29 protein-coding genes, 1 pseudogene and 1 other annotated feature are annotated in these 25,910 nt (G+C 56.5%); of the genes and pseudogenes, 19 read left to right on the plus strand and 11 right to left on the minus strand.

Translation table 11 applies throughout. The annotated features are described in order from the left end of the window. A partial coding sequence (locus HSS18214_RS0111810; RefSeq protein WP_016915504.1) for an extensin-like domain-containing protein occupies window positions 1-558 on the plus strand: 558 nt, incomplete at its 5' end. A gap of 15 nt (window positions 559-573) precedes the next feature. On the opposite strand, the gene HSS18214_RS0111815 is transcribed toward HSS18214_RS0111810, so the two are convergent. The 4 genes from HSS18214_RS0111815 to HSS18214_RS0111830 form a co-directional block, all read right to left on the minus strand. Further along, complete coding sequence (locus tag HSS18214_RS0111815; RefSeq protein WP_016915505.1) at window positions 574-825, minus strand: YMGG-like glycine zipper-containing protein; 252 nt, start codon at window positions 823-825, stop codon at window positions 574-576. Window positions 826-917: 92 nt separating this feature from the next. Continuing rightward, window positions 918-2,129, minus strand: coding sequence for an MFS transporter (locus HSS18214_RS0111820; protein WP_016915506.1), 1,212 nt, complete (start codon window positions 2,127-2,129; stop codon window positions 918-920). Window positions 2,130-2,278: 149 nt separating this feature from the next. Next, a complete protein-coding gene (locus tag HSS18214_RS0111825) occupies window positions 2,279-2,599 on the minus strand; it encodes a helix-turn-helix transcriptional regulator (RefSeq protein WP_016915507.1) in 321 nt (106 codons plus the stop codon). Further along, window positions 2,596-3,939, minus strand: coding sequence for a type II toxin-antitoxin system HipA family toxin (locus tag HSS18214_RS0111830; protein WP_016915508.1), 1,344 nt, complete (start codon window positions 3,937-3,939; stop codon window positions 2,596-2,598). The genes HSS18214_RS0111825 and HSS18214_RS0111830 overlap by 4 nt, the downstream gene beginning before the upstream one ends. Window positions 3,940-4,086: 147 nt before the next feature. On the opposite strand from HSS18214_RS0111830, the gene HSS18214_RS0111835 reads away from it, so the two are divergent. Further along, on the plus strand, window positions 4,087-4,713 hold the full coding sequence (locus HSS18214_RS0111835) for a DNA-3-methyladenine glycosylase family protein (RefSeq protein WP_016915509.1): 627 nt from the start codon (window positions 4,087-4,089) through the stop codon (window positions 4,711-4,713). A gap of 174 nt (window positions 4,714-4,887) precedes the next feature. Here HSS18214_RS0111835 and HSS18214_RS0111840 read toward each other — a convergent pair whose 3' ends face one another. The 3 genes from HSS18214_RS0111840 to HSS18214_RS0111850 form a co-directional block, all read right to left on the minus strand. Next, entirely contained in the window at window positions 4,888-5,763 is an 876-nt protein-coding gene (locus tag HSS18214_RS0111840; protein WP_016915510.1) for a pirin family protein, read from the minus strand. A 96-nt stretch (window positions 5,764-5,859) separates the two neighbouring features. Further along, window positions 5,860-6,435 (minus strand): histidine phosphatase family protein, encoded by a 576-nt coding sequence (locus tag HSS18214_RS0111845; protein WP_016915511.1) that lies wholly within the window; start codon window positions 6,433-6,435, stop codon window positions 5,860-5,862. A gap of 39 nt (window positions 6,436-6,474) precedes the next feature. Then, on the minus strand, window positions 6,475-7,515 hold the full coding sequence (locus HSS18214_RS0111850) for a zinc-dependent alcohol dehydrogenase family protein (RefSeq protein ID WP_016915512.1): 1,041 nt from the start codon (window positions 7,513-7,515) through the stop codon (window positions 6,475-6,477). 148 nt (window positions 7,516-7,663) lie between these two features. Between HSS18214_RS0111850 and HSS18214_RS0111855 the strand changes: the two genes are divergently transcribed. The 3 genes from HSS18214_RS0111855 (at window position 7,664) to HSS18214_RS0111865 (ending at window position 9,844) form a co-directional block, all read left to right on the plus strand. Further along, the gene (locus HSS18214_RS0111855) at window positions 7,664-8,143 is read left to right on the plus strand and encodes an Lrp/AsnC family transcriptional regulator (protein WP_016915513.1); all 480 of its coding nucleotides are present in this window, start codon (window positions 7,664-7,666) and stop codon (window positions 8,141-8,143) included. A gap of 128 nt (window positions 8,144-8,271) precedes the next feature. Next, window positions 8,272-8,565: a helix-turn-helix domain-containing protein gene (locus HSS18214_RS0111860; protein WP_016915514.1), complete on the plus strand. Its 294-nt coding sequence runs from the start codon at window positions 8,272-8,274 to the stop codon at window positions 8,563-8,565. Next, the gene (locus tag HSS18214_RS0111865) at window positions 8,555-9,844 is read left to right on the plus strand and encodes a type II toxin-antitoxin system HipA family toxin (RefSeq protein WP_016915515.1); all 1,290 of its coding nucleotides are present in this window, start codon (window positions 8,555-8,557) and stop codon (window positions 9,842-9,844) included. The genes HSS18214_RS0111860 and HSS18214_RS0111865 overlap by 11 nt, the downstream gene beginning before the upstream one ends. Window positions 9,845-10,785: 941 nt before the next feature. Here HSS18214_RS0111865 and HSS18214_RS0111875 read toward each other — a convergent pair. Together HSS18214_RS0111875 and HSS18214_RS18835 are read right to left on the minus strand one after the other, a co-directional pair. Continuing rightward, window positions 10,786-12,090 (minus strand): Y-family DNA polymerase, encoded by a 1,305-nt coding sequence (locus HSS18214_RS0111875; RefSeq protein ID WP_016915517.1) that lies wholly within the window; start codon window positions 12,088-12,090, stop codon window positions 10,786-10,788. Further along, complete coding sequence (locus HSS18214_RS18835; protein ID WP_016915518.1) at window positions 12,087-12,536, minus strand: LexA family protein; 450 nt, start codon at window positions 12,534-12,536, stop codon at window positions 12,087-12,089. The genes HSS18214_RS0111875 and HSS18214_RS18835 overlap by 4 nt, the downstream gene beginning before the upstream one ends. 155 nt (window positions 12,537-12,691) lie before the next feature. On the opposite strand from HSS18214_RS18835, the gene HSS18214_RS0111885 reads away from it, so the two are divergent. The 9 genes and pseudogenes from HSS18214_RS0111885 (at window position 12,692) to HSS18214_RS19590 (ending at window position 19,270) form a co-directional block, all read left to right on the plus strand. Next, window positions 12,692-13,030 carry a hypothetical protein gene (locus tag HSS18214_RS0111885; protein ID WP_081138521.1) on the plus strand — a complete coding sequence of 113 codons (339 nt, stop codon included), beginning with the start codon at window positions 12,692-12,694 and terminating at the stop codon, window positions 13,028-13,030. 98 nt (window positions 13,031-13,128) lie between these two features. Next, window positions 13,129-14,097 (plus strand): DUF932 domain-containing protein, encoded by a 969-nt coding sequence (locus tag HSS18214_RS0111890; protein WP_016915520.1) that lies wholly within the window; start codon window positions 13,129-13,131, stop codon window positions 14,095-14,097. Window positions 14,098-14,221: 124 nt separating this feature from the next. Next, window positions 14,222-14,437, plus strand: coding sequence for a hypothetical protein (locus HSS18214_RS0111895; protein WP_016915521.1), 216 nt, complete (start codon window positions 14,222-14,224; stop codon window positions 14,435-14,437). 40 nt (window positions 14,438-14,477) lie between these two features. Beyond that, window positions 14,478-15,269 (plus strand): ERF family protein, encoded by a 792-nt coding sequence (locus tag HSS18214_RS0111900; RefSeq protein WP_016915522.1) that lies wholly within the window; start codon window positions 14,478-14,480, stop codon window positions 15,267-15,269. 38 nt (window positions 15,270-15,307) lie between these two features. Beyond that, window positions 15,308-15,919 carry a lambda exonuclease family protein gene (locus HSS18214_RS0111905; RefSeq protein ID WP_016915523.1) on the plus strand — a complete coding sequence of 204 codons (612 nt, stop codon included), beginning with the start codon at window positions 15,308-15,310 and terminating at the stop codon, window positions 15,917-15,919. Window positions 15,920-16,092: 173 nt separating this feature from the next. Beyond that, window positions 16,093-16,506, plus strand: a complete 414-nt coding sequence (gene radC, locus HSS18214_RS0111910) for a RadC family protein (RefSeq protein ID WP_443089280.1) — start codon at window positions 16,093-16,095, stop codon at window positions 16,504-16,506. A 459-nt stretch (window positions 16,507-16,965) separates the two neighbouring features. Beyond that, the gene (locus HSS18214_RS18195; protein ID WP_016915525.1) at window positions 16,966-17,883 is read left to right on the plus strand and encodes a type IIL restriction-modification enzyme MmeI; all 918 of its coding nucleotides are present in this window, start codon (window positions 16,966-16,968) and stop codon (window positions 17,881-17,883) included. Beyond that, window positions 17,880-18,856: pseudogene (locus HSS18214_RS0111920) on the plus strand (IS3 family transposase); the annotation flags it as partial. The gene HSS18214_RS18195 and the pseudogene HSS18214_RS0111920, both read left to right, overlap by 4 nt. Then, window positions 17,915-18,031: a sequence feature (AL1L pseudoknot), on the plus strand. (Overlaps the previous pseudogene by 117 nt.) Window positions 18,857-18,931: 75 nt before the next feature. Then, entirely contained in the window at window positions 18,932-19,270 is a 339-nt protein-coding gene (locus HSS18214_RS19590; RefSeq protein WP_229800893.1) for a hypothetical protein, read from the plus strand. A 116-nt stretch (window positions 19,271-19,386) separates the two neighbouring features. On the opposite strand, the gene HSS18214_RS0111930 is transcribed toward HSS18214_RS19590, so the two are convergent. Next, entirely contained in the window at window positions 19,387-19,824 is a 438-nt protein-coding gene (locus HSS18214_RS0111930; protein WP_016915528.1) for a DUF411 domain-containing protein, read from the minus strand. 342 nt (window positions 19,825-20,166) lie between these two features. Here HSS18214_RS0111930 and HSS18214_RS0111935 point away from each other — a divergent pair, with 342 nt between their 5' ends. The 5 genes from HSS18214_RS0111935 (at window position 20,167) to HSS18214_RS0111950 (ending at window position 24,559) form a co-directional block, all read left to right on the plus strand. Beyond that, entirely contained in the window at window positions 20,167-20,667 is a 501-nt protein-coding gene (locus tag HSS18214_RS0111935) for a cupredoxin domain-containing protein (RefSeq protein WP_016915529.1), read from the plus strand. A gap of 14 nt (window positions 20,668-20,681) precedes the next feature. Then, on the plus strand, window positions 20,682-21,347 hold the full coding sequence (locus tag HSS18214_RS0111940) for a response regulator transcription factor (RefSeq protein ID WP_009288249.1): 666 nt from the start codon (window positions 20,682-20,684) through the stop codon (window positions 21,345-21,347). Then, the gene (locus tag HSS18214_RS19595) at window positions 21,334-22,065 is read left to right on the plus strand and encodes a HAMP domain-containing protein (protein WP_016915530.1); all 732 of its coding nucleotides are present in this window, start codon (window positions 21,334-21,336) and stop codon (window positions 22,063-22,065) included. The genes HSS18214_RS0111940 and HSS18214_RS19595 overlap by 14 nt, the downstream gene beginning before the upstream one ends. Window positions 22,066-22,220: 155 nt before the next feature. After that, entirely contained in the window at window positions 22,221-22,667 is a 447-nt protein-coding gene (locus tag HSS18214_RS19600) for an ATP-binding protein (RefSeq protein WP_229800894.1), read from the plus strand. 68 nt (window positions 22,668-22,735) lie between these two features. Continuing rightward, window positions 22,736-24,559 (plus strand): copper resistance system multicopper oxidase, encoded by a 1,824-nt coding sequence (locus tag HSS18214_RS0111950; protein ID WP_026001905.1) that lies wholly within the window; start codon window positions 22,736-22,738, stop codon window positions 24,557-24,559. Between the two features lie 34 nt (window positions 24,560-24,593). Here HSS18214_RS0111950 and HSS18214_RS0111955 read toward each other — a convergent pair whose 3' ends face one another. Further along, the gene (locus HSS18214_RS0111955; RefSeq protein WP_016915532.1) at window positions 24,594-25,850 is read right to left on the minus strand and encodes an ISL3 family transposase; all 1,257 of its coding nucleotides are present in this window, start codon (window positions 25,848-25,850) and stop codon (window positions 24,594-24,596) included. Window positions 25,851-25,910 lie beyond the last annotated feature (60 nt).

Raw genomic sequence — 25,910 nt, forward strand, 5'->3', positions numbered from 1 at the left:
AAGCTCAAGCGCCTCAACGACGACCGTGAGGCCTGTCTGGCCGCCCTGGACACCGTCCCCGAGGGCGGGCTGAGCTACACGCCGCTGGCCGACTACTCACCCACCGCCAGCTGCCCGCTGAGTAACGTGGTGCGTATGCAGTCCAGCAGCGTGCGCTTCAACCAGAGCTTCGTGGCCACCTGCCCGCTGGCCCTGGCCTGGGTGATGTACGAACGCCACGCCCTGCAACCGGCTGCCGAAGCCATCATGGGCAGCCCGGTCGCCCAAGTGGATCATGTGGGCAGCTTTGCCTGCCGGAATGTCTACGGCCGTGAAAGCGGTCGACGCAGCGAGCACGCCACGGCTGAAGCCCTGGATGTGGTGGGCTTTCGCTTCGAGAATGGTCGGCAGATTACGCTGATTCGCGACTGGGACGACGAGGGTGAGGCAGGGGAGTTCTTGCGGGCAGCGAGGGATGGCGCCTGTGATACCTTCGGCAACGTACTGGGGCCGGATTACAATGCCGCGCATGCCGACCATTTCCATCTGGGCATGCGCGGTTTCAGGCTGTGTCGCTAGTGGCCTGTGCCGACGTCAGTCAAGGCTGATGTCCTCTTCATCGGTCAGGGCACCGGTCGCAGCACCTGCGCCCGCGCCAATCACCGCGCCACGGCCAACGCTTCCGCCAGTGGCTGCGGCAGCGCCAGCGCCCACGGCAGCACCTACGCCTGCGCCGCTGGTGGCACGCTCTCCGGTGGTCGCGCCGCAGCCCGCCAGGGCCAAGGTCAGCGCCGCGATGGCACTCAGGGTCAGGGTACGCGAGACTTTCAATGATGGGCTTTGCATGGGTCACCTCCTTATGGGTTGCATCTTACACCCTAGGAACACTCCAGCTTTTTTGCCACCTTTAATGACCCACGCCCTACTTGAGCAGCCGCTTATTTATAGCCTTGCGCCACGGTTTGGCGAGGGGCTTCAGCGCGCTTTTCAAGCCAGCGCCCCCAGGCAAAAATGACCAGCCCGCACAGCGCCAGCCCCGTTCCCACCAGCCCGGTGCTCGACCAGCTGAACCCGGCACTGATCACCAGCCCCGCCAGCCACGCCCCCAGCGCGTTGGCGCCGTTGAACGCAGCATGGTTCATGGAAGCCGCCATGGTCTGGGCATCTTCCGCCACGTCCATCAAGCGTGTTTGCAGCGAAGGCGCCAGGGCCATGCTGGTGCCGACCAGGCCAACGAACAGCAGCCCGCTCCACACCTGATTGGCAGCAAAGTAGAACAGCCCCTGCACCACCGCGCACCACACCAGGATGGCGGGAATTGCCCGCATCAGGTTTTTATCGGCCATGCGCCCACCGATCAGATTGCCCGCGATGGAGCCGAGGCCAAAGATGACCAGCACCAAGGGGCCCAGGGCTTCACGCATGCCCGCCTGCTGGGTCAAGGTGGGCATCACGTAGCTGAAAATCGAGAACATGCCGCCACAGCCGATGCAGGCAATGGCAATGGTCACCAGCACACGCTGCTTGACCAGCGCGGAAAGCTCACGCAGCGGGCTGGCCTGGGCATCGAAGGGCTGCACGGGCACACAGAGGCGAATCAACAGCGCCGTCAGCAGAGCAATCACGCCCACCCCGGCAAAGGCAATTTGCCAACCAAACAGGTTGCCTGCCCAGGTGCCCAGCGGCGCCCCGATCAGAATGGCCACCGTCAGCCCCATCATCACCCTGGCAATGGCCCGCGCCCGTTGATCGACCGGCACGGCGCCTGCTGCCACCAGCGCCGCCACGCCAAAGTAGGCCCCGTGGGGCAGCCCGGCCAGAAAGCGTAGCCCCACGAACGACCAGAACCCTGGCGCCATGGCGCTGGCAATGTTACCCACGGCAAACACCAGCATCAGCGCGATCAGCAGCGCTCGCTTGGGCACCCGCGCGGCCAGCGCCGAAATCAGCGGTGCCCCCACCACGACCCCCAGGGCGTAGCTGCTGATGGAATAGCCTACCTGCGGCACGCTCACGGCCAGGTCTTCCGCCACGCGGTTCATCAACCCCATGATGACGAACTCGCTGGTGCCGATGCCGAACCCGCCCAGCGCCAGCACGAATTCCGCCCACCGCGGATGCCGCGCCAGCCCCGTTGATGATGCTTGCATACCTCACTCCCCAGGCGCGGGATAACGCGCCTGTTCACGAAACGATCCTGGATAGTCGCAAATGATGGCAGGATTAGACGAAAGTAGAAATACAAGGCATGAAAAAAGTTAGCGTGCGAACTCAATCATCCAACGATGTAACAAGGGGGTCAGCCCCTCGTGGCATTGGCTGACAATAAGCGCTCGCGCAGCTCGCGGTTGCGCGGCAGCAAGCCTACCTGCAGACCCAGCGGCCGGAAGACCTGATTGAGCAGCGCCACGGTAGGGCTTGCCTTATCGGCTTCCAGGTCTGACAGCGAACGACGGCTGATGCCCACCAGATCGGCGTATTGGGTCTGCGACATGCCCAGTACCTCACGGCGGAGCTGACGCAGCACCTGCCCAGAGCTGATTTCTTCGCGCACCAGTTGGGCCGCTAATGTCGTCAGCAACGCCTCCCGCTCGATGCTGGTGAGCTCTTTACGCTTCATACCAACCCCCAGCGCTTCAGCTTGGCATCCAGATGATCCAACCCCACTGCATCCGATGCCAAAATGGTATTGGGTACACCCCGCTGCGCTAGCCGTTTCTTCAAGCCCACTAGCTGGCTACCCAAGGCTTTCAGCTCTGCCATGAGCCGCTCTGGTGGAAGATAAACGCTCAGTCGTTCTGCAATGGCGGCCCAGTTAAACTCTCGCCCTTCTTCAAACGGCGCCCCCCAGGTAATGGTTCTGACGATTCCCTCAGGATCTGCCTTCATGGGCGCAAAGTCGTACACCGGTGCCCACCAGGTTCCTTGCGGTGTTTTCAGCAGCGCCGCATTGCGGCCATGATTGTCGCTATTGGCAAACGCAACATTGAGCAGGTCGCGTTTCACCCACTCACTGACAAAGCGCGCCGTATCGAAATGGTCACCCGACTCACGCACGCGGAATTGTTGGCTCAACATATCCACCAACTCCCCGACCACGGCAAAATGATTCAAGAAGCTTCCCGGCTCTTTCCCCATGACGGAGTAAACAGACTCCAGGCCATACCGCGCGAGCGCTCCCTCTTGATAGCCCACATCAAAGCGGGGCAACCAGAGCAATGGATATCGCGCACCTTCGATCAGACGCATCCCTTGGGTATCGATGGTCGCGACGCCCAGCGACGCTAACTCGTGATAGAAATAGTACTCCGCACGCAATATGTCGTTATCGATCACCGTGCGCTGACCGCGAGGAAATTTCACCAGATAGTGCTGATCGATATTCGCCGGATCGTCCTGATAGGTATCAATCCAGACCTGATCATCTGATGAACAGCGCAACAGCAGCTTGGGCGCCTCACCACCGGCCCCAGTCGCGCCCCCCCCAGCAGCCCCCATCTGCTGCGCATAGGCCAGAAAGTCGCTATCCCGATTGACGACATCCACCATTGCAAAGCGCTGCTGCTCCAGCGTGCTGCCTGCTGGGCGCTCAGGAAGGGCCTCTTTGATACGTAAATTGCCCACTGGCGCAATCGTTCCCTTTGCCAGTAGCGCGGCATCCTGCTCCGCCTCACTAAGTGCCGATATACCCAACTGCGTGACCCAGTAACGGCGGCTGGCCCCAGAGGGCATGATATCGTCTAAAAAAGTGAACCAGCGTGGCGATTGATGGGTATTCATCAACTCGATAGGCAAACGAAGGCTACAGGCGTGCTCATCGTCGTGATCCAGCCACTCAAGGGCATAATCGGTAAGGTAGCCCAAACGCGCAGGCCCTCGACGGCCCCGCTCTGGATGCTCGAACACCAGCTCGGCAGCATCGTGCCACTGCCCTTGATGGAAGGCTTGAACGGTTAGCAACACGGCTCACCTTTAACGCGTCATTTGATGAGTAGTTTAATGCTCAAAAGTGTAGTTCGAAGCAGCATAATGTGCACTTTAATACTCAAATTTAAATCAAATTATCATAAATGAGCAGTTTAATACCCATTTATCTCAGGAGATATCATGCTGTCTGATCAAACGCCCGTTGATATGATCGAGCACGCCATGCAGGCATTGGCCCACGCCGACCCCGACATTGCGCGTGCCTACCCCCTGGTAGGTGCGCCCAGCCCGCGCCAGCGCGACCCCGGGTTTGCCACCTTCTTCTCGACCATCGTCAGCCAGCAGATCTCCACCGAGGCCGCACGGGCCATCATGGGCCGAGTGAATACACTGCTGCCGGAGCTGCACGCCAAAGCGGTGATGGAGGTGGAAGGCCAGGCGCTGCGGGATGCAGGCTTGTCGTGGCGCAAGATCGAGTATGCCAAAGGGCTGGCAGAGGCGGAGCTGGCGGGCACGTTTAGCGCCGATGGCTTGGCGCACCTCAGCGATGACGAGGCGATTGCCGCGATTACCCAGCTGCGTGGGTTTGGCCGCTGGAGCGCCGAGATCTACCTGATGTTCTCGCTCAAGCGCCCCGATATCTTCCCCGCCGACGACCTTGCGTTAAGAGTGGCGCTGGGCCGCCTAAAGGGCATGGAGGACAAACCCACGCCGAAGCAGGCCCGCCAGTTGGTGGAACCCTGGTCCCCCTGGCGCAGCGTGGGGTCGCTGTTTTTATGGCACTACTATCGCGGCGAGCCGGTTTAGCGCGCCTTTCACAACCAGTAGACGACGTGGGCTTATCCGGCGGCAGGGCGTCGCGAGGGCGCTGTAAACCCCTCCCTGGGCGCTACCTTTGCCATCCATGGCAAAGGACCCTCGTTTTGCCCTGCCCCCAGCGCCCATCGTCAGAGGGTTTGGAAATGAGCTCTTAACGGGCCTTTAAAGCGTCAGCCCGCCAAACTTGCCGTTCTGGTAATCCTCTACCGCCTGCACGATCTCGTCGCGGGTGGTCATCACGAAGGGGCCGTGGGAGTAGACCGGCTCATCGATGACATCGCCATGGCCAAACAGCAGGCGCGCATCGCTGGCTGCCTCGATGGCAAGGCTTTCGCCGTCACGGTCGAGCTCAATCAAATGATGCGCTTTGGCAGGCTCGCCGCCCACCGTCACGTCACCACTCACCACGTACAGAAACACCTGCCGCCCAGGGGCTACGGGAAGCTGCTCATGGGCCCCTGCGGGCAGCGCGAGTGTGGACATGAACACGCCGGTCAGCGACTCGATCGGGCCTGACTGCCCTTGCCACTCCCCGGCAATCAGGTTGAGCGTGCCGCCGCCCGCTAGGGGAACGGCGGGTATGCCTTCCTGCTGCAGGCCCACGTAGCGCGGTTCGCTCATCTTCAGCCGCGACGGCAGATTGACCCACAGCTGGAGGATTTCCAGCGGCCCGCCTTCGCGCAAGAACTCAGGGGGCGAGATTTCTGCATGCACGATGCCGCTGCCCGCGGTCATCCACTGCACGCCGCCTGCATGAATCACGCTCTGATGTTTGGCGCTGTCGGCGTGGGCCAGCGAGCCCTCCAGAATGAAGGTGACCGTCTCGAACCCCCGGTGCGGGTGCGGCCCAAACGGCAGCCCACGATTATTGGCGGAATATACCTGCGGGCCGTGGTGATTCAGGAACAGAAACGGATCGAGCTGATCCACGCCAGGCCCCGGCAGCGGCCTGCGGGTGACCAGGTCTCCGATATCGTCACGATGGGCAGGGTGCTGAGCGACCATGCGGCGAACGGATGGGGTATGGGGTGATGACATGACGTCCTCCTTATCGATACGCCCAGCGTAAAACCTCAGCGACGCAATGAGGAGCGAATAATTTGCCTTGGTTCATTGAAGGAAATGCACAAAACCTCAGCGGCTGGGAATGCTCAGCCGCCCCACCACCGCAAACCCATCCTTCTGGGGGCGCACGACCACCATTTCCCCGGAACTGACACCGCCGCCGATCAGCGCCGTGATATTCACCTGATGCGTGACCATCAGCAGGTTGCCTGGCCCCTGCCACGCCTCTATACGCCTGCGCGCTGCCTGGGTAATGGCCACCTGATCCCCCCGCCCGCTAAAGAACGAGTTCAGCCACGTCGCAGGCGTTATCGGCCCCAACGCCATCAGCTCGGCGGTTTCCAGTGCACGGCACCATTGGGAGCTGTAAACCGCATCGATCGCCACGCCCTGCTGCCGCAACGCCTGACCCGCCGCTACGGCCTGAGCACGCCCTTCACTGGAAAGGTTGCGCTGGGTGGCACACGTTTCCAACACAAACCCCGGCGGGTCGCCGATGCCCGGCGCCAGCGAGTGGCGCATGAGAATGACCAACCCACCCTGCTGCAGCGCCTGCCAAGTGGCGGTATTGGCCTGAGCAACAAGGGGCACAAGGCCAAGAAGGCCCGAGAGCATGCACAGCGCGAAGATACGCAGGGTGAACATGGGCAAACCCTCTGATGAGAACGGTCTTCCCCTCTTTTATCAGAATTTCGTCACCACGGTGATCCCCGCGCCTTCGAACTTGTCCATGTTGATCAACGCCTGCACGGACTCTTCTAGCGTGATACGGCGGCCAATCAATTTTTCAGGCGCCAGCTTGCCTGACTGGATCATCGCCAGCATGGCACCGTAGCGATGCGCCTGCATGCCATGGCTACCCAGAATTTCCAGCTCGTTGGCGATCACCTTGCTCATCGGCACGGCTGGCGTGCTGTGGTCCGCCAGCATCAACCCCACCTGAACATGCTTGCCGCGCTTGCGCAAATTGCTGATGGAGTTGAAGCAGGTGGTGGGGTGGCCCAGCGCGTCCAGCGAAACGTGCGCGCCGCCTTGGGTGATCTCGACCACCGCCTCCACCACGTCGGCCACCTGGTTGGCGTTCACCGTGGCCACCGCCCCCAGCTGGCGCGCCAAAGCCAGCGCCTGCTCGGAAATATCCACCGCCACCACGTTGGCGCCGGCTGCGCTGGCAATCATGATGGCCGACAGTCCCACACCGCCGCAGCCGTGCACCGCCACCCACTGGCCCGCCGACACGCGGCCCTGGTCTACCACCGCACGAAAAGAGGTCACGAACCGACAGCCCAGGCTGGCGGCGGTATCGAACGTCAGGGTATCCGGCAGTGCGACCAGATTCACATCGGCGTAGTGAATGCCCACATACTCGGCAAACGAGCCCCAGTGGGTAAACCCCGGCTGAAATTGGGCATCGCACACCTGATGATTGCCGGTGTGGCACTCCGGGCAGATGCCGCAGCCGCCCACGAACGGCACGGTCACCCGGTCGCCAATGCGCCACTTCGTCACGTCCTTGCCCACCGCTTCCACTACACCGGAGAGCTCATGGCCCGGCACATGGGGAAGCTGGATATCCGGGTCGTGGCCCATCCAGCCGTGCCAATCACTGCGGCATACGCCGTTGGCTATCACCTTGACCACGACCCCGTGAGGCGCTGGCGCTGGGTCGGGCACCTGCTGGATGCTGGGCGGGGTAGAAAACTGCTCGAATACCACGGCTTTCATGGCTCACTCCTGAACGGTCGGCGATGCGTTGGATGTATACGCACTATAGCGAGCCACGCCCGAAATTACGTTTCCTTCTGATGGACATCCTGCGCCTTTTTGAAGCACTCTTTTCAACAACATGAATAAACCGAAAGAGCCTTTCAAAATGAGCGAGCTTGATAAAAAGGATGCCCGATTAGCCACCTTGCTGCAGGCAGACGGGCGGGTGGCCAACGCACGGCTGGCCGAGCAGCTGCACCTGAGCGAAGCCACCTGCTGGCGGCGCCACAAACGCCTGGAAGAGCTGGGGGTGATCGAAGGCTACCAGGCCATCCTCAACCGCCGCAAAGTGGGCGCCAGCGTGCTGGCCTTCGTGCAAATCACCTGCACCCAGCACAGCGAAGCCGCAACGGCGGAGTTCGAGCGCATCATCCAGGCCAGCTCCCGCGTACTGAGCTGCCACAACACCACCGGCGAAGCCGACTTCCTGCTACAGGTCGTCGCCAAAGACCTGGACGACTACAGCCACTTCGTCGAAACGGTGCTGCGCAAACTGCCCGGGGTATCGAGCATCCGCTCCAACCTCTCGCTGAGGGAAATGAAAGCGACCAGCCATTTGCCGGTGGAGGAGTTGTTGGGGCTGTGAGCAAGGCAATGGAAAAGAGCGCTGAAGGAAGGTGTATTCAGCAGCCATAAAAAGGATATAACCGTGTCCATAAATAGCTAAAATAGCCTAAAATGGATATAGTAGTATCCAAAGAGGGAAGTGAGCTTATGCCCCGTTTTCTGTTGTTGGACGATACCGATGTTCAGCAGGCCTTTGCTGCCCACCTACGCAGGCTTCGCGAGCAGGCCAAGCTATCCCGTGCGGCGCTGGCGCAGCGCAGCTGTGTGCCCGCTCCTACCATCAAGAAATTCGAGCTCACTGGGCAAATTTCTCTCCGCCAGCTGCTGTTGCTCTGGCAAAGCCTGGATGACCTGGCACGGCTCTATGCGCTGACCCAACCCGATGCCCTCCCCACTAAACAGCCCTCCTCCATCGAAGAGGTGCTCAAAGATGGCCTTTAAGCCAACGCAGCGGTTGAACGTGACACGCACGCTCTCAACGGGAGAGCGGGTCGCGGCTGGCGTTTTAGCGCAGAACCGCCAAGGGGTCTTCTTTCAATACGCAGAAGGCTACGTGGAACAGCATGGCAACCTGTCGCCCTTTACGCTCAACAGCGACCTGACTCTTCAACCTGCCCCCCAAATACCACACCAAGGTCTACATGGGGTATTTGGCGACTGTTTACCCGATGGCTGGGGACTGCTGTTGCAAGATCGTGTCTTTCGTCAGCAGGGCATCGCCCCGACACAACTGACGGCGATGGATCGGCTGGCATTCGTTGGCCATCGAGGGATGGGCGCTCTTGCCTTTGAGCCCATATCAGAGGCAGCACCGACACAGGGTGATCACGAAGACTTGCCGACACTTGGCTTAACGGCTCAGGCCGTTTTCGATGGTCAAACGGAAGACGTGCTGAGTGCTCTCGTCGCAGCGGGTAGTTCCGGCGGAGCCAGGCCCAAAGCGCAGCTTTTCATGCCACCGGACAAGCCAACAACGTGCCGAACCGACGCCAAGCCAGGGGATGACGCTTGGCTGGTCAAGTTCACTTCTCAACACCTGCCACTGGGTCACGACGAAGGGCTCTGCGAAGCGGCCTACCTGGAACTAGCGAACACAGCGGGGCTTGAGCCGCCCGAATGGCAGCTGCTTCGCGTGCCTACGAGTCAAGGTGAGCGCGCCTGGCTTGCCATCAAACGGTTTGACTGGGTTCATCAGGCGCACCCTGCCGGGCGTCTCCACATGCATAGCGCCTGTGGACTGCTGGATGCCGATTTCCGAACCCCTAGCCTGGACTACGCCGACCTGATCAAAGCCAGCCGCCAGCTATGCCGCTCTCCCGCCGTCGGCCAACTGCAATTTCGACGCGCGCTGTTTAATCTGTTTGCCTGCAACCAGGACGATCACAGTAAAAACTGGGCATTTTTGCAAGACGATACAGGCCAATGGAGACCAGCGCCGTTCTATGACGTGACCTTTAGCCCCCACCCTTTTGCAGAGCACGCGACCGCCTACATGGGATTTGGCAAACAGCCTCCTCTCAAGGCGATGCAACGGCTGGCAACACAGGCAGGTTTCACGGATTGGAAACAGGCCCTGCCGTACGTTCAAGAGACAGTGGACGTTCTCAGCAGCTTCTCGGTAGTGGCCAAGCACCTCGGAGCGAGAGCCAGCACCGTTGATCTCATCACCAAGTGGTTGAATCAGGCGTGGTGGGAGAACAAGGGGCTATTAGGCACCTGAGCACACCGCAGATCGTTGACATGATCGCTTGGCTCAATGCGACTCTAGATCCTGTCCGCTCTGCTCATCACCCTGCTGAGTTGGCGCATCATCCCCTATAAAGACAGGCCTATCGTTCTCCCAAACCACGGCATATTGACCAAGGCGGCGTTTGCGCTCGAGCGTTTCGGCAACCGCCGAGCGTAAGCTCTCTAGCATCTCGTGAGTATCAGGAGTCAACTGAGTCATAGCGGAGATTTCTTCAGATTATGCAGACTGCATAAGGATGCGGCGCTGGATACCTGCTAGCAATATTAAGTCATGCCCAAAAGCGAAAAACCCCGATGCACTCACCGAGGTTTAGACGCCGACCGGGCACTCCCTGTCCATTTAACTTCAGCTTGTAGAGTTTGGCATGCCAAGTCAATGCCAATACCTCATCACTCAATATTCTGTATCTTAATATTGATCTATAAAAAAATATCTTAAAAATCAATTAACTATTACAAAAAAACATAAAAAAAATTATTTCACTACCCAATATACTACCCATTTGGTCTAGAGAAGCTCCCTCCAAGGCCATAGCTGTAGGGCCCTATGTGATTGCCTGCCCGCTTGGCAAATAACCCGAGGCCCTCGGCCTGCCATTTCCTCATCCCCGTGATCGGCGATTGATGATGTAGCACTTTCCACAAGGCAGGGTGACTGATCAGCTAGCAGTATCGCTTGTCGCGTATGCTCCAGATTTTCTGCCTAAAGTTAGCGACGAGTCGTCAGCACGTCGCTAGTACGGCTGTTGAGGTACTCCATCATGCAATTCATTTGCAGCCTAACAGACTTGATCAGTCGGTGATCAATGCAATGGGCTAGACTCTCCTGATCGCAGGGGCTCTCATCTTAACGAATCTAAAGATAGACTCTAAAGAAATATCATGGCATGGAGCTGAGAGCTTCCCTGATGGCTAAGGTGTTCTTAATTTTTTGAATCCAGTCCTTGCTATTAGCAGCTCGCCCCACTGAGTGGTGTAACGCGGCGTTCGTCGCTCGCTTCGCAGTGACCATGCGTTGTTAGAGCGCGCCAAGCCAATTTGCACAGCACCTCTGCCTAGCTCACGGTTGAGCATGTCCATAGTGTTCATCAGTCGTTCGCTACGTTTGTCTTCTTCATCAGTCTGAAGGGTTTCAGTGAGAGTGAGCTGTCGGTTAGCTTTAGGCGATAGATCAAGCAGCATGAGACCCACTTTGTGAAAGGCGTACCCTTTTCGCCAGAGACGACGCAAACCCTGTACCGCAGCGGCGATGATCTCACGACTATCATCAGTGGGCCGATCCAGAGAAATGACCATTCGTTGACGATATTGGGGTAAATCCGTACGAAACGAGTTGGTGCGGATAAACACCATGACGGCGCTAGTGACGCTTTGCTGCTTACGAAGTTTTTCGCCCGCCCTGGCAGCATGATGCCGTAGCGCCTCCCTTAACTGATGGGGATCGTTGGTAAGCCGCCCAAACGAACGAGACACCATGATCTGTTGTTTAGGCTGGCCCATGTCATCTAGCTGAATGGAGGGTTGCCCCCGCAACTCCCAGACAATGCGCTCCTGCACCACACTAAATTGCCGACGGATATGTTTCGGGTCTGCCTCTCGCAGGTCCCAGGCAGTCTCAATGCCCATGACGCGTAATCGCTCGCTGGTGCGGCGTGCAATGCCCCATAGTTCGGTGACAGGCAACTGCTTCAACAACGCTTTAGTAGGCGCGCCTTCTGCAAGCAACGTGCATACACCTTGGTCTCTATATGCAGGGTGTTTTTTAGCGGCATGATTGGCGACCTTGGCCAACACCCGAGTCGGCGCAAAACCCACTGACACAGGTATACCTGTCCACTGCTTCACCGTATCCCGCAGAGCTTGGCCTCGTTGCTCCAGGGTGTCTACCTCAAATCCCTGAAACCCGACAAAACTCTCATCAATGGAATACACCTCTACATGGGGTGAGAACTCGCCCAGCACCTCGGTTACCCGCTGAGACATGTCTCCATACAACGCATAGTTGCTGGATAGCAGCACAGCTTGGCGGCGCACACTTGGTGGTAGCAGGTGCATGGCAGCCCCCATTTCAACGCCCAGTGCTTTTAACTCGTTAGAGCGGGCGACGACGCAACCATCGTTATTGGATAGTACCCCTACAGGACGACCTTCCAGTGACGGGTTGAAGACACGTTCGCAGGAGACATAGAAATTGTTACAGTCGATCAAGGCCATCATTGCAGCGTTGCCCCTGGAAAGCTGTGAAGCACATGAGTTACGACGCCCCAGACGTGCGACTCACGACCATCTAAAGGAATGGGAGGGTAAGCAGGATTACTTGCCCGGAGATAAGTCCGCTGCCCTACTCGCTCAAGGCGCTTTACTGTGAGCTCACCATCAACACAAATGACGATAATGCGACCTGGTAAGGCTTCGAGACTGCGATCCACCACCAGCAAATCCCCATGATGAATTCCATCACCAATCATGGAGTCTCCTTCAGAACGTACGAAATACGTTGCAGCAGGCCGTTTCACCACATAGCGGTGAAGATCAAGATCGGTGTCCAAGTGGTCATCTGCGGGTGATGGAAAGCCTGCGCGCACGGCACAGGTATAGAGCGGTATGGACTGCGACGCCGTTAAAGCGTCTGATTGTCCCAGTAATGTCACTGGTAAAGTCATGAGCACCTCCATCGATAGCTGTATATAAAAACAGCATCTAAAAAGCGCTTACTTAACGCAATACCTCATCGGCGTATCCCAACCGATTTCAGACCTATATCACTCCTATGCATCCATCCCCATGGAACCTTTTTCCCTTGCATAGGAGCTTCAATATGCCCCCACCCTGTAAGCGTTGTGCATCAACGCGCATGCTGAATCTGGATACAGCCCAGCGCATAAGCGTGGTAGGCAGCACCTTGATTGGCGGTGCTATTGGCGCATGGCGCGCGACGGCCATCTCCGGCCCACTGCCATTGGCGGTGACTCGCTTTCCATTGGCAAAACTGCCTGCCGCCATGATGGGTGCCGTGGCCGGAGGTCAAACCGGCTCACGCATGGCCACCTCGCTGTTTGAGCAGTGGCTGCCAGTTGGCAGCGGGACACCGTGGTTATGCTTGTCTTGCGGCTGCACCTACCGCGACGCCTACCCGCCTTTAGCACCTAACGCTTAACCTATCGTTGTTCGCCCTGTGTGGGGCGAATGATCCGCCTATTCACTTTCGCGCGCTGGCCTTTGGTCGGCGCTTTTTTTATGTCTGGAGAATGACTCATGGCACATCTCGTTGAACAAATGGCTTACGTAGGCGATACCCCTTGGCATGGCCTGGGGCAGCAACTTTCTCGACATCAACCGCTGGAGGTCTGGCAGCAACAGGCCGGTATGAACTGGCATATTGAAGAAGCGCCGGTGCGCTTTATTGCCGAAGGGGCTAGCCACCTGGGCAGCATTCACTCGTTCCCTGAGCAAAAAGTGCTCTACCGCTCAGATACCAAAGCACCGCTGTCGGTGGTGTCACAACGCTATAAAGTGGTGCAGCCCGAGGAGATTTTGGAGTTTTACCGTGACCTGACCGAGTACGCCGGATATGAGCTAGAAACCGCTGGCGTGCTGAAAGGCGGACGTAAGTTCTGGGCGCTAGCCCGTAGTGGCTTAAGCACGTCGCTCAAAGGCCAGGATGAGGTCAATGACTACCTGCTGTTGGCCACTTCCTGCGATGGCACGCTTGCCACCATGGCCACGCCTACCACGGTGCGGGTGGTGTGCAATAACACGCTGCAAATTGCCGTCGATGGCACGTCGCAAGCGGTGAAAGTGCCCCATCGTTCAGAGTTTGATCCGCGTGCCGTGAAGCGTCAGTTAGGTATTTCGGTGTCGCAATGGAATGACTTCATGTATCGGATGAAAACCCTAGCGGAGCGTAAAATCACTCGGCAGGAAGCGCAGCAGTATCTTCAGTCGGTGATTTGTGGGGCAGAGAAGCCGCTGGACGATCCCTCTAAACTGCCCAACTACCGGGCGCTGAATAAGGTGCAGAAGCTCTACCAAGGCGAAGGTCGTGGCGCTCACTTAGTGACCGCCAAAGACACGGCCTGGGGCTTGCTCAATGCGGTTACGGAATACGTCGATCACGACAAGCGCGCACGCAGTAACGATACCCGTATGGATTCAGCCTGGTTTGGTCAGGGGGCACAGCTCAAGCAAGAGGCCTTGGATGCCGCCCTACAGTTGGTGTCGTAGACATCCATACCCCCATTCCCACAAGCGATTCACCGAATGATCATCCTAACCCTCACGGCATAGACGCCCAGCCCCTAAAAAGGCTGGGCGTTTTGCTGTTGGGCTTATACCGCGAGGTACCCGCATGAGCTTTGTTTCTGACGCCATTGAGATGGCGCTCACTCGACTAACCAAACAACTGCTAGAACACGACGCCCACAAAGCAACGTCGCTGGTGTGTGCCCAGGGCGAGTTCTATCGCGCGGAGATACGCCTGGAGCGTATCGATCCCGCTGACATTGCGCGTCACTTACCTGACGTTCCTGCGCTCGTTAATGACGCACCCCATGAACAGGGCTGACCAGCCCGCATTTCCCTCTTCACGTAAAAGGAGGTGCCCTATGGCACAGCGTACTCATGTAGTAAATGCGTCTCCCCAAAAAGGCCCAGTACCTTCCATTCAAGCAGACGCCAACGCTCAGCACTCCCCAAGTTCGGCGGCGCTAGAAGCGCATCCGACGGCTGATAGCACCGCCATTATCCAGGTCATTGAGCGTGCCGCGCTTAACCCGGACGTCGATATCGACAAGATGGAGCGCCTGCTGCAAATGCAGGAGCGCGTGATGGACCGCCAGGCCATGATGGCCTACAGCGCGGCCATGGCAGCGATGCAGACCGAGTTGCCCAGCATTGAAGAGCGTGGGCAAACCAACAACGGTTGCTACGCCACGCTGGAGGATATTGTCGATACCGTTCGTCCCATCCTGCAAAAACACGGCTTCGCGGTGAGCTTCCGTATTCAAACCCAGGAACGCGGTATCCAAGTAACGGGCGTGCTGATGCACAAGGACGGCCACCGGGAAGAGACCAGCATGCTCCTACCTGCGGACATGAGCGGTAACAAAAATGCCGTCCAGGCATTTGGATCGTCTACCAGCTACGGCAAGCGCTATGTGCTGTGCGCCTTGCTCAACATCACCACACGCGGGCAAGACGATAATGGCCAGACCAGCACACGAGCAGCTGTAAAGAGGGTTACGGCCTTTCAAGCGGGGCAGATTCAGCGTTTGATCAGCCAATGCCCGGCCACTACCCAAGAGTGGTTCAGCGGCAAATACGGCGCTGCGGTTCAGGTGCCTCAGGCAGATTTCGACAAGCTCCGTGCATCCCTCACCAAGCGAGCCGTGAAATAGCGGCGCAGCCTGCTCACTCACCGCCTACAGGAGGCGTTATGAAGATACTCACCATGCCACAAGGCTCTCCTGAGTGGCTGGCGGCGCGTCTTGGGCGCGTCACCATGTCAGAACTCAAGGCATTGCTGGTAAACGGCAAAGGCCCCGGTGGGTTGGGTACCGGAGCCATTACCTACATGCACCAGTTGATCGGCGAGCGTGTGACCGGCGAGTTGGCCGAGCCGTTTCAAGGCAACGCCCATACCAAGCGGGGCCAGGAGCTAGAGAGCGTCGCTCGCTCGCTGTATCGCGATATGACCAGCGCACCGAAGCCTAAAGAAGTAGGCCTAATCCTCAACCACAACGTGGGCTACTCACCGGATAGTTTGATCGGCAGAAACGGCTTGCTGGAGATCAAAACCAAGCTGCCTAAGTTCCAAATTGAGGTACTGCTCAGCGGGGAAATCCCCGACGAGCACGTGCCCCAATGCCAGGGAGGGCTCTGGGTCAGTGAACGGGAATGGATCGATTTTGTGAGCTACTGGCCGGGTATGCCGCTGTTTGTGAAGCGTGCTTACCGAGACGAGGCTCTGATCCGCACGATTGCCGAGCGAGTCGAGGCCTTTCATGAAGAGATGGAGCGACGCATCAGCCAAGTGATGGCGGCGTGACTTACACGCTAAACCACAACACTTATTCACTACTAACTACGTAGATGCCGGGGCCACCACTCCGGCATCTTTATTTTTTGGAGGTCATCATGCCCCATAGCAAACTCAAAGCCGGTGAAGTGGCAGGCACCTACTTAGTCACGTCACCGGTCACGGAAACAGACATCATTACGATGGCTAAGCGTTTCGCACGCCGCAAGTTCGCCAAAGGTCGCAAGATATCCCAACCTTCTCAAGCGTTTGAGCACCTGCAGCTGTTGCTTCAAGACTACGAACATGAAGTATTCAGCGTACTATTTCTGGATAGCCAACACCGTGTCATCCGCTTTGAAGAGCTGTTTCGCGGCACCATTGATTCAGCCAGCGTGTACCCACGAGAGGTACTAAAGGCGGCACTCGCTTACAACGCCGCCGCTGTGATCCTAGTTCATAACCACCCTAGTGGTGATCCTGAGCCTAGTGATGCGGATCGGCGTATCACTGAACGCCTAAAAGAAGCGCTTGGCTTGATGGATATTCGGGTGATTGACCATGTGGTGGTGGGGAGTGATGGATGCACGTCATTCGCAGAAAAAGGGTATCTGTAGAAGTTCATACTCGAAGGCACAGGTACTGCCCCAGGGGCAGTACCTGTCTCCAGTGCTCAATTTATTTTTTTGCCTAAGTGCCATTTGTCAGGTGATTTTGCGAAAAAAATGAAGCAAGTTAGATGTTTTGCCAAGTGAGTGGGTCATGACGCAAAGCGATTGAGCTATAAGGCGTTTGCATCAGTGTTGCTCCGATGGACCAGCTCGATAGGTAGAATCAAGCGTAGAGAATAGCTTTCATGAAATGAATACCCAGTCCTTGGAAACCTTCTGTCACTCCGTCATGATAACGCCGGGGTTTGCGTGGCGTTGGTCAGTCAATGACGCGGGCAGCGGGCAGTGTTTTCCGCTCTAGCAAGCCGGTACAGCGTTAATTATCCTGCGATTTGACCGATGTTACCCCACCGCTTGTCGACTAAGTAGCACCCGCCAGCAGTTGAATAGGAAAAACGGCACTCCATGAACGCAGTTGAAATCGAATCCGCCATTTCTGACTTGGCACAACAGCCCTTTGATCCGGCTGAGTTCCCTTATGCCTTTCTGGAAGCTTTTGGCAACAAGGCAACCACTATCAAACGGTTGCGTTCGGGTACGTCGAATAAGTCGGACTTTTCTGGCTCCTGGGGCGGGGTATTGCAGACCAACAATATCCATATCGCGGTGGCGGAGGCTGGTGCCGTTACCGAAACCCTAGCTGCGTTGAAGGTTAGCCCCGCGACTACGCGTGCCAAGGCGAAGTTCGTGCTTGCCACCGATGGTGAGATGCTAGAGGCCGAGGAGCTGGAAAGCGGCGAGACGGTTGCCTGCAAATATGAAGAATTCCCTGACCACTTCGGTTTCTTTTTGCCCCTGGCGGGCATCACTACTGTTAAACAGGTGCGTGAAAGCTCGTTTGATATTCGTGCCACCAGCCGCCTGAACCGGCTGTATGTGGAGCTACTGAAAGATAACCCAAGTTGGGGCACGGAAGAGCAGCGCCATGAAATGAACCATTTCATGGCTAGGCTGATCTTCTGCTTCTTTGCCGAAGATACGGACATCTTTGCCGGTAGCGGGTTATTTACCGACACCGTCTCAGAAATGAGCGCCAGAGATTCTGCCAACACCCATGAAGTGATTAGCGAAATCTTCCGCGCCATGAACACGCGGAAAGAAGAGCATGCTGCTGCGAACATCCCCCGCTGGGCGGGGAAGTTTCCCTATGTAAACGGTGGTCTGTTTTCCGGCAGTGTCGACGTACCGCGCTTCAGCAAAATTGCACGCTCTTATCTACTCCACATCGGCAGCCTGGACTGGACACAGATCAATCCTGATATTTTCGGCTCGATGATTCAGGCCGTAGCCGACGACGAAGAGCGCGGTGCACTGGGCATGTGAAGCGCGCTAATGAAATTCTCCGTAAGGCGGCTGCTTTTTTCGCCCAGGCGGAGCTCGACCGCAAACCCAATTGATGGTGTCATTTATCGACGAGCATCGTGCTCAGTTCGGGGTCGAGTCGATTTGTAGTCAACTGCCAATCGCCCCATCGACGTATTACCACCACAAGGCACTTGAAGCTGATCCTGAACGGCGGGCAGACCGGTATCGACAGGATGCGTTTCTTACCGCTGAGATTCAGCGCGTGTGGGAAGAAAACTTCTGCGTCTACGGTGCCCGTAAGGTCTGGCGGCAACTCCGCCGTGAAGGCGTTAATGTTGCTCGTTGCACTGTAGAACGGCTCATGCGCCGCCTAGGAATTCGCGGCGTGGTGCGAGGCCAACGCCCCTTCACGACCCTCAGTGATCCCGGCCAGAAACGGGCACCTGATTTAGTGAAACGTGACTTTACGGCTATGCGTCCTAATCAGCTTTGGGTAGCCGATTTTACCTATGTCGCTACCTGGTCTGGCTTCGTTTACGTTGCGTTCGTTATCGATGTTTATGCACGCTGTATCGTGGGTTGGCGTGTAGCGACGTCGATGAGAACGGCACTGGTGCTGGACGCTCTGGAGCAAGCTCTGTGGGCACGAAAACACAGACAAGGGTTGATCCATCATAGTGATAGGGGAAGCCAATATCTCTCGATCCGCTACACCGAGCGTATGGCTGACGAGGGTATCAATGCCTCAGTCGGCACCACCGGCGACTCCTACGACAATGCGCTGGCTGAAACCATCATCGGCTTGTTCAAAACGGAGGTGATCCATCATCGTGGCCCATGGAGGGGACTGGATGCCGTTGAGTATGCCACGCTGGAGTGGGTTGACTGGTTCAACAACCGCCGACTGCTGGAACCCATCGGAAACGTTCCACCAGCAGAACGAGAAAGGACGTATTATCGTCAACTGGAAGAGTCGGGTGAAGCTGCTTGACTCAAACAAACCGGTCTCCGGAATAACCGGGGCGGTTCAGACCGGGAGGGGCAGCGGCTACCTCAACAGGGTGATGTGGACAACTATTTGCAGGCGGTGCCCGGACAAGCAGCCTCGGTGACGGGGTTTACCAATTTTTTAAATCGCCAACATGCCACCACACTAGCCCCTAGAGTGGATGAGAAGCGAGTAAGAAAACGGCGGAAAGAAAAGTTGGCTCGCTCCATGATGAAAATGGCGAAGTGTGCTGATCAAGGAGAGGGCTGGAGGGAGCAATGGATCGTCACAGCCATGGAATATTTTCATGACAAGAAATTGTCCAAAAAAGCACTACGTCGTCAGACCATAGAGCTTTCAGGAGACGGGGTACAGGTGACCATGAACGGTGTGAGCTACTGGCTGCCTGCTTTATAAAACCATCATCGACTCCCACTAGCCGTCTTAAGTGGCTTTTAGTGTCAAATACATGAGGAGCTTAGCCAGCACCTCATGCAGGACAAGGGAGCCTAGTAATGACATCAAAAAATCTACTACAGAGTCATAAACGAATCGTCTTTGTGGTCAGTGAACATATAGATTTCGTAAGGCTCACCCTGAGGCCCTGGCATGCCTGGTGTACCAATGGGCATCCCTGCTAGGCCGATCCCACCTATGTCAGGTTGTTCTTCAAATAATGCCTCGACCGCTTCCATCGGCACGTGCCCTTCAATCCAGTAGTCACCTATTTCGATGGTGTGGCACGACCCCAAACCATAAGGGACGCCAGCCTTCTGTTTGATATCGCCGAGCTCAACGTTATCGACAATGGTTACATCGACTCCCAGCATTTCCAAGTGGCGAGCATATTCATCACAGCATCCGCACTGAGGATTTTTGTACAGTGTAGCTTCGTCCGGCAGTGCAGCCTGAGCCGATGTAGCCCCGAGAGCCAAAGCAATTGATAGAATAGTAGCGTTAAGATGTTTCATGAACGGCCTGCCCTCGTTGTGTGGCTAAACAAGTATTTTGCGAGCGACGCGATACCTAAGCCTACGAGCAGAAGAAAAAACAGCGGCATCAGCCAGCCGTACCAGCCCATTGAGCTCATAAAAGCTAAGCAATCGGCATTCATCATGGTAAGCCTCCGATCAAGTCAGTTAGAAATTACGTCCTAAGTTTACGACTCTAGGGCTACCTCAAGGTCAAGCCTTGTAACCTTGTGAACAATGAAAAGTTGCTATGGATCATATTCTGCCCGCTGGGTTCAGGCTCGTTTCAGGTTAACACCGTATAAATAAGCAGTGACAACAACCCTTTTGAGGTAAATGACCATGCGCAACACCATTTTAACAACTCCTTTGCTTGCTCTTTCACTAAGCCTAGTAACAAGCGCGGCATGGGCTGCGCCCGGCCATGGCGGCGGTGACAGTGGCCTGACCGACGCTGACGTTGACCGCACGATCACTCTTGATGCTGGCGATATGTGGTTCGACCCTGAAACGCTAGAAATGGCGGCGGGTGAAATTGTTAAATTTGAAATCACCAACACCGGCAATTTAGAACATGAGTTTGTGATTGGTAGCAAAGAAGCCCAAGAAGAACATCGTCAAATGATGCTAAACATGGCCAACGGCGGAGGCCACGATATGTCGAATATGTCACACGGCGGCGGTCACGATATGGCCAGCATGGACATGGCAGGTGTCACCATTGCGCCTGGTGAAACCGGGACTTTATTATGGAGTGTCCCTGACAATGTTAACGAGCTAGAGTATGCCTGTAACATTCCTGGTCATTATGAATCCGGCATGTACGGTAATTTTTCTCTCTAATCTGACGCAGACCCATGAAACTGTTGCTACTCGAAGATGATGATTTGTTAGCAGAAAGCTTGGCAGAGAGTCTCAAGGACAACGGTTACCTGGTTGATTTGGCCGCTTCATTGAAAGCGGCCAAGTCGCTGATGGCAACCGAGGATTATGAGCTGGCTATTTTAGATGTCGGTTTGCCCGATGGGTCGGGGTTAGATCTTCTCGCTCATTGGCGCAAGCAGAAGCGCAGTACGCCTATTTTGATTTTGACGGCGCGCGATACCTGGGAAGATAAAGTTATCGGACTTGAAACCGGAGCCGATGACTATCTCACCAAGCCTTTCCACGAAGCCGAACTTATGGCTCGCCTGAAGGCCTTGTTGCGTAGGCAGTCTGGTCAGTTATCTCATGTGATTACGCTTAACGGTGTCTCGTTGGATGAGGCGGGTCAACGCGTGTGCTTAGAAGGAGAAACGTGGCGTTCGCTAACAGCAACGGAGTTTCGATTACTGCGCTACTTAATGCTTCATCCAGACCGTATTCACTCGAAAGATCAGCTACTAGAGCAGCTCTACGCCTTGGATCAGGACGCTGCCGCACCTAACTTGGTGGAAGTCTACATCGCTCGTCTGCGCCGTTATCTCGGTAAATCAGTCATTCAAACGCGACGTGGTCAGGGGTATTTCTTTGCTTCACATTGATAGACGCAGTTTACGCATTCGGCTACTCGCATGGTTAGGCGGCGTCGCGCTACTGGTGGTGGTCACCACGTGGCTATTGCACGGGATCTTTTTACAGAGCCTGGCAAGGGATTTTTTAGGTGAACGCTTACAACGTGAAGCAAACCACGCGGTCGCGCAGCTAGAGCAAGACCAAACGGCTGTACCGACTGCGCTCGACTCGGTTAGCCAAGGCTATCAAGTCTTTCATCATCTCTACGTACTCCGTTTCAATGGCTCGGTCAGCGCTTCTGACCCGCAATGGCAGCAACAGCTGGCTCCGTTGCTAGATGAGAGCGGCGATGCCCTAATAGATGTGAATCGCGGAACACAGCACATGCTCGTCTATCGCCGCCATTTTGAGTGGCAGGGCACGCAGGGTGTGCTATTGGTGGGCGAGGATTTTTCCCAAGTAGAATCAGGGCTTGCAACTTTACACTGGTGGGTCGGTGGGATCGCCGCCGTGCTTTTAGGGATGCTCATCATACTCAACATGCTAGCGGTTAACCGTGGACTCATACCACTCTGGCAACTGCGCCAACAACTTGAAGCATTGCGATCAGGCAAACGTGATCGCTTGTCATTAGTAGCCCCTTCGGAGCTAGATGAATTAGTCGACCAGTTGAACTGGTTCATGGACGACATTGATCTTCGTCTGAAGCGCTCGCGAGAATCGGTCGCCAACCTATCACCGCATTAAAAACACCGCTGGCAGCCGTTACTCAAGTACTGCGTGGCAACCGGCCTATTGATGACAACCGGCGCCATAAACTACTCAGCCGTATTGAAGACATTAACGCCCAGTTGGATGCGGAGCTGCGTCGTTCACGTATTGCAGGCCCTAATGTGGGACGAATGGCCAACGTTACTCGTGATAGCTTACGGCTGATTGAGATGTTCCGTAGCCTCTATCCTGAGCGTATGTTCGACCTGACTCACTCAGCACGTGAGGAAGAACAAGTTCCCATTGAATCTCACGATTTTTCAGAAATATTAGGCATCGTGCTTGATAACGCAGGAAAATGGTCGAGCAGGCGCGTTCTTTGCGATATTGCAGTCACTGTAACTGCACTTACGCTAACTATTGATGATGATGGTCAGGGCGTTGCAGAAGAGGAACTTTCACGCCTGGGAGAGCGTGGTACACGACTGGATGAGCGCCGTCCTGGCTACGGCTTAGGCCTTTCGATTCTTGCACAGTTAATCGTCCGCTACTCAGGTCACTCTCAGTTTGAACGAAGCCCACTGGGTGGTTTACGAGTGACGATTGCTTTGCCCTTGACGGCTGAAGTGGTCAATTAATCATCATTCAGCTTTGATTCAGCTTCTTCCATCAAGATGGTGCTATTCACCATTGATGGGAGTTACACATGGCACGCTCAAGTATCATTTCTCACCCTCTTTCTCGTCGGCAAGTGTTAAAAGGAGGCGCTGCCTTAGGCTTAGGTTCTGCTGCAGCAATGGGGTTAACTCCCGCCTGGGCAAACCCCTGGGGCCGTACCAACGTCTATGCTCAGGGCGTTGAAGAAGGGCCCGAGGTATCGCTGGCGATCCGCCGTGAATCGTTGCCTATTGACGGACAAGAAGCCCAACCAATTACCATTAACGGTACCAGTCCTGGCCCGCTGATTCGTTTGAAAGAAGGTCAAGACGCAGTACTGCGTGTCACCAACCTGCTGGACGAGCCCACCTCCATCCACTGGCATGGTCTCATTCTACCGCCGGAAATGGATGGTGTGCCTGGCGTTAGCTTTGCAGGTATCGCCCCTGGTGAAACCTTTACCTACCGTTTTCCCGTCCGTCAGAACGGTACCTACTGGTACCACAGTCATTCCGGTATGCAGGAGCAGCTTGGCCATGCAGGGCCATTGATTATCGACGCTGCCGAGCGTGAGCCTATCCGTTACGACCGTGAGCATGTGTTACTGCTCACCGACTGGACTTTTGAAGACCCGATGTCGGTGTTCCGTAATCTGAAAACCATGGAAGGCTATTACAACTTCCAAGAGCGCACGATTGCTGACTTCTTTGCCGATGTTCGTAACAACGGTTTTGCTCAGACCGCTGAAATGCGCGGCATGTGGGCTCAAATGCGCATGAGTTCGCGGGATATCGCCGATGTCACCGGTAGTACTTATACTTATCTTCTCAACGGCTATTCTCCTCAAGAAAACTGGAATGCCTTGTTCAAAGCTGGTGAGCGGATACGACTACGCGTGATTAACGGCTCAGCCATGTCTTTTTTCGATGTTCGTATACCTGGCCTGAAGATGACCGTGGTGGCCGCTGATGGACAACCGGTGCAACCCGTTCCTGTTGATGAGTTCCGTATTGGCGTGGCTGAAACCTACGATGTGCTGGTTTCACCTGAAGACGACCGGGCATACACCATCTTCGCCGAAGCCATGGATCGGAGCGGCTATGCACGCGCCACGCTAGCTCCACGTGAAGGCATGCAGGCGGAGATTCCTGAACGCCGTCAAATTGCAGACCGCGGTATGGAAGCCATGGGTGCCCACGGTATGGGCGGTATGGATCACTCCAACATGGCGGGGATGGATCACTCTGGCATGTCCAACATGTCGGGGATGGATCATTCCAGCATGGCTGGGATGGATCACTCCGGTATGTCCAACATGCAAGGCATGGATCACTCTACTATGGGGGGGATGGCAGCCGAGCAGGCCAAAATAGGCGCAAATGGTTTGCTTCTCGCCGGTGAAGCTCAGCCGGGCTCTCGCTATAACCAGGCGGGAATCGGCATTGATCCTGACGAACGACGCGTATTGGTTTACCGGGATCTCAAAGCGTTCACACCATGGCCTGATCGCCGTGAGCCAGGCCGTGAGCTTGAGCTGCACCTGACCGGCAATATGGAGCGTTATATGTGGTCGTTCGACGGTAAGAAGTTTAGCGAAGTGACCGGCCCTATTCATTTTGAGAAAGATGAGCGGCTGCGCCTAATTCTGATTAACGACACCATGATGGAGCATCCTATTCACCTCCACGGTATGTGGATGGAGCTAGAAAACGGCCAAGGGGAATTGATACCACGCAAACACACCCTAAATGTGAAGCCCGGTGAGCGCGTATCTGCGTTGATCACCGCAGATGCAGAGGGCAGTTGGGCGTTCCACTGCCACCTTCTCTATCACATGGATGCTGGCATGTTCCGCGTTGTTCAAGTTTCTTAAGGAGGCAGTATGAAAATTAAGGTTCTTCGTCACTTCATGTGGATTTGGCCTGATCGAACAGGCGGCCCACCGGGCTGCCAATCAGGTAGATCATGGCGATGAAGTTGGCCTCGTTACGGTAGCCGCGAGCGCGTGACCTTGCCGCCTGGAAAAGGCCGTTCATCCCTTCCAGTCGTGCGTTCGTCAGTCCCGAGATCCAGCGCCTAACCACCGCATCGGCATGGCGCTCCAGCGTTGCCAGGGCCTTACCCATCGGCGTCAGGAGAGGCTTCTCCGAGACTGCCGCCTTCGTGACCTTGAGATAGTTCGTGATGCGCCACCGGGCCGCTCTGGGCGTTGAGGCCTTCTGGACCCAGCGTAGCTTTTCCTTGATGATCCAGGCATCGGCCGTGGCGCTCTGATCGGTCACCAGCTCCTGGAGCGCCGCCAGTTGCTTGGGTGTCAGGTTCTCGTTGTCCAGGCTCTTCAGCAGGGCCCAGCGCAGCGACCTGGGGTGTCCCTGCTCCCGGCGCTCCTTCTTGCGCACCTCGTCCAGCCGCTTGGTAAAGGTCTGCACGATATGAAACCAGTCAACCGTGACCTCGGCCATGGGAAGATGCTCGGCCACGCCGCTGAGGAAGGCTTGTGACATGTCGCACACGACCTCGACCACGTTGTCCGGGTCGCCGCCGTGCGCCACCAGGAAGGCGTGGAAGGCCTCGATGGCCTCCTTGCCGTGGCCGGGGACGGCGAAGATCACCGGTTCCTGTTTGCGCTGCATGTCGAGAAATACCGTGACGTAGCGCTGACCGCGCCGGGAGGCGGTTTCGTCGACGCCGACGGCGGCTATATTGCTCAGATTCAGCTGCTCCAGCATCCGGCCGACGTAGTGGTGCACGATGCGCCACAACCGCTTATCGGAGATCTCCAACTGCCGGGAGACAGCCAGTACCGGCATCTCCTTGACCAACGACATGGCGGCCTGCTCGAACAGCAGGGTGAAGTCACTGCCCGGCCGCGCCCAGGGCACTTCGATGCGCTTGACGCCATGCTCGGGGCACCTGGTGCGAGGCACGCGGGCATGCAGGTAACAGTGATGCTGGAAGAAATTCAGGTGCCGCCAGATCTTGTCAGCGAAATCGTGAGCCGGACAGGCCTGGCCGCACTCAGGACAGGAGTAGAGGCTGCCTCGCTCGGCCTCGACATAGAGATCCAGCCGATGGGGCGATACGGAAGTATCCAGGTGCTGATCCTTGAGAATCCAGGGCGCTTGCAGGCCCAGGCCGAGAGTCAGAATTTGGGTGCCGTCCATGTCATACCTGCTGCCGTTGTGGAGACTATATTCTGGCCTGGCTCAGGGAATGAATTCCAC

The sequence above is a fragment of the Vreelandella stevensii S18214 genome (assembly GCF_000275725.1).
Classification (GTDB): domain Bacteria; phylum Pseudomonadota; class Gammaproteobacteria; order Pseudomonadales; family Halomonadaceae; genus Vreelandella; species Vreelandella stevensii.

What these genes read in the sequence shown, in the direction of transcription:
- HSS18214_RS0111825 (WP_016915507.1), bottom strand. Translation starts at nt 2,599, where the DNA reads ATGAAGCGTAAAGAGCTCACCAGCATCGAGCGGGAGGCGTTGCTGACG.
- HSS18214_RS0111820 (WP_016915506.1), bottom strand. Translation starts at nt 2,129, where the DNA reads ATGCAAGCATCATCAACGGGGCTGGCGCGGCATCCGCGGTGGGCGGAA.
- HSS18214_RS0111840 (WP_016915510.1), bottom strand. Translation starts at nt 5,763, where the DNA reads ATGTCATCACCCCATACCCCATCCGTTCGCCGCATGGTCGCTCAGCAC.
- HSS18214_RS19600 (WP_229800894.1), top strand. Translation starts at nt 22,221, where the DNA reads ATGGCCAACGTTACTCGTGATAGCTTACGGCTGATTGAGATGTTCCGT.
- HSS18214_RS0111935 (WP_016915529.1), top strand. Translation starts at nt 20,167, where the DNA reads ATGCGCAACACCATTTTAACAACTCCTTTGCTTGCTCTTTCACTAAGC.
- HSS18214_RS0111930 (WP_016915528.1), bottom strand. Translation starts at nt 19,824, where the DNA reads ATGAAACATCTTAACGCTACTATTCTATCAATTGCTTTGGCTCTCGGG.
- HSS18214_RS0111885 (WP_081138521.1), top strand. Translation starts at nt 12,692, where the DNA reads ATGCCCCCACCCTGTAAGCGTTGTGCATCAACGCGCATGCTGAATCTG.
- radC (WP_443089280.1), top strand. Translation starts at nt 16,093, where the DNA reads ATGGCTAAGCGTTTCGCACGCCGCAAGTTCGCCAAAGGTCGCAAGATA.
- HSS18214_RS0111855 (WP_016915513.1), top strand. Translation starts at nt 7,664, where the DNA reads ATGAGCGAGCTTGATAAAAAGGATGCCCGATTAGCCACCTTGCTGCAG.
- HSS18214_RS0111875 (WP_016915517.1), bottom strand. Translation starts at nt 12,090, where the DNA reads ATGATGGCCTTGATCGACTGTAACAATTTCTATGTCTCCTGCGAACGT.
- HSS18214_RS0111900 (WP_016915522.1), top strand. Translation starts at nt 14,478, where the DNA reads ATGGCACAGCGTACTCATGTAGTAAATGCGTCTCCCCAAAAAGGCCCA.
- HSS18214_RS0111865 (WP_016915515.1), top strand. Translation starts at nt 8,555, where the DNA reads ATGGCCTTTAAGCCAACGCAGCGGTTGAACGTGACACGCACGCTCTCA.
- HSS18214_RS0111895 (WP_016915521.1), top strand. Translation starts at nt 14,222, where the DNA reads ATGAGCTTTGTTTCTGACGCCATTGAGATGGCGCTCACTCGACTAACC.
- HSS18214_RS0111815 (WP_016915505.1), bottom strand. Translation starts at nt 825, where the DNA reads ATGCAAAGCCCATCATTGAAAGTCTCGCGTACCCTGACCCTGAGTGCC.
- HSS18214_RS18835 (WP_016915518.1), bottom strand. Translation starts at nt 12,536, where the DNA reads ATGACTTTACCAGTGACATTACTGGGACAATCAGACGCTTTAACGGCG.
- HSS18214_RS0111850 (WP_016915512.1), bottom strand. Translation starts at nt 7,515, where the DNA reads ATGAAAGCCGTGGTATTCGAGCAGTTTTCTACCCCGCCCAGCATCCAG.
- HSS18214_RS0111845 (WP_016915511.1), bottom strand. Translation starts at nt 6,435, where the DNA reads ATGTTCACCCTGCGTATCTTCGCGCTGTGCATGCTCTCGGGCCTTCTT.
- HSS18214_RS0111955 (WP_016915532.1), bottom strand. Translation starts at nt 25,850, where the DNA reads ATGGACGGCACCCAAATTCTGACTCTCGGCCTGGGCCTGCAAGCGCCC.
- HSS18214_RS18195 (WP_016915525.1), top strand. Translation starts at nt 16,966, where the DNA reads ATGAACGCAGTTGAAATCGAATCCGCCATTTCTGACTTGGCACAACAG.
- HSS18214_RS0111860 (WP_016915514.1), top strand. Translation starts at nt 8,272, where the DNA reads ATGCCCCGTTTTCTGTTGTTGGACGATACCGATGTTCAGCAGGCCTTT.
- HSS18214_RS0111905 (WP_016915523.1), top strand. Translation starts at nt 15,308, where the DNA reads ATGAAGATACTCACCATGCCACAAGGCTCTCCTGAGTGGCTGGCGGCG.
- HSS18214_RS0111940 (WP_009288249.1), top strand. Translation starts at nt 20,682, where the DNA reads ATGAAACTGTTGCTACTCGAAGATGATGATTTGTTAGCAGAAAGCTTG.
- HSS18214_RS0111835 (WP_016915509.1), top strand. Translation starts at nt 4,087, where the DNA reads ATGCTGTCTGATCAAACGCCCGTTGATATGATCGAGCACGCCATGCAG.
- HSS18214_RS0111890 (WP_016915520.1), top strand. Translation starts at nt 13,129, where the DNA reads ATGGCACATCTCGTTGAACAAATGGCTTACGTAGGCGATACCCCTTGG.
- HSS18214_RS0111950 (WP_026001905.1), top strand. Translation starts at nt 22,736, where the DNA reads ATGGCACGCTCAAGTATCATTTCTCACCCTCTTTCTCGTCGGCAAGTG.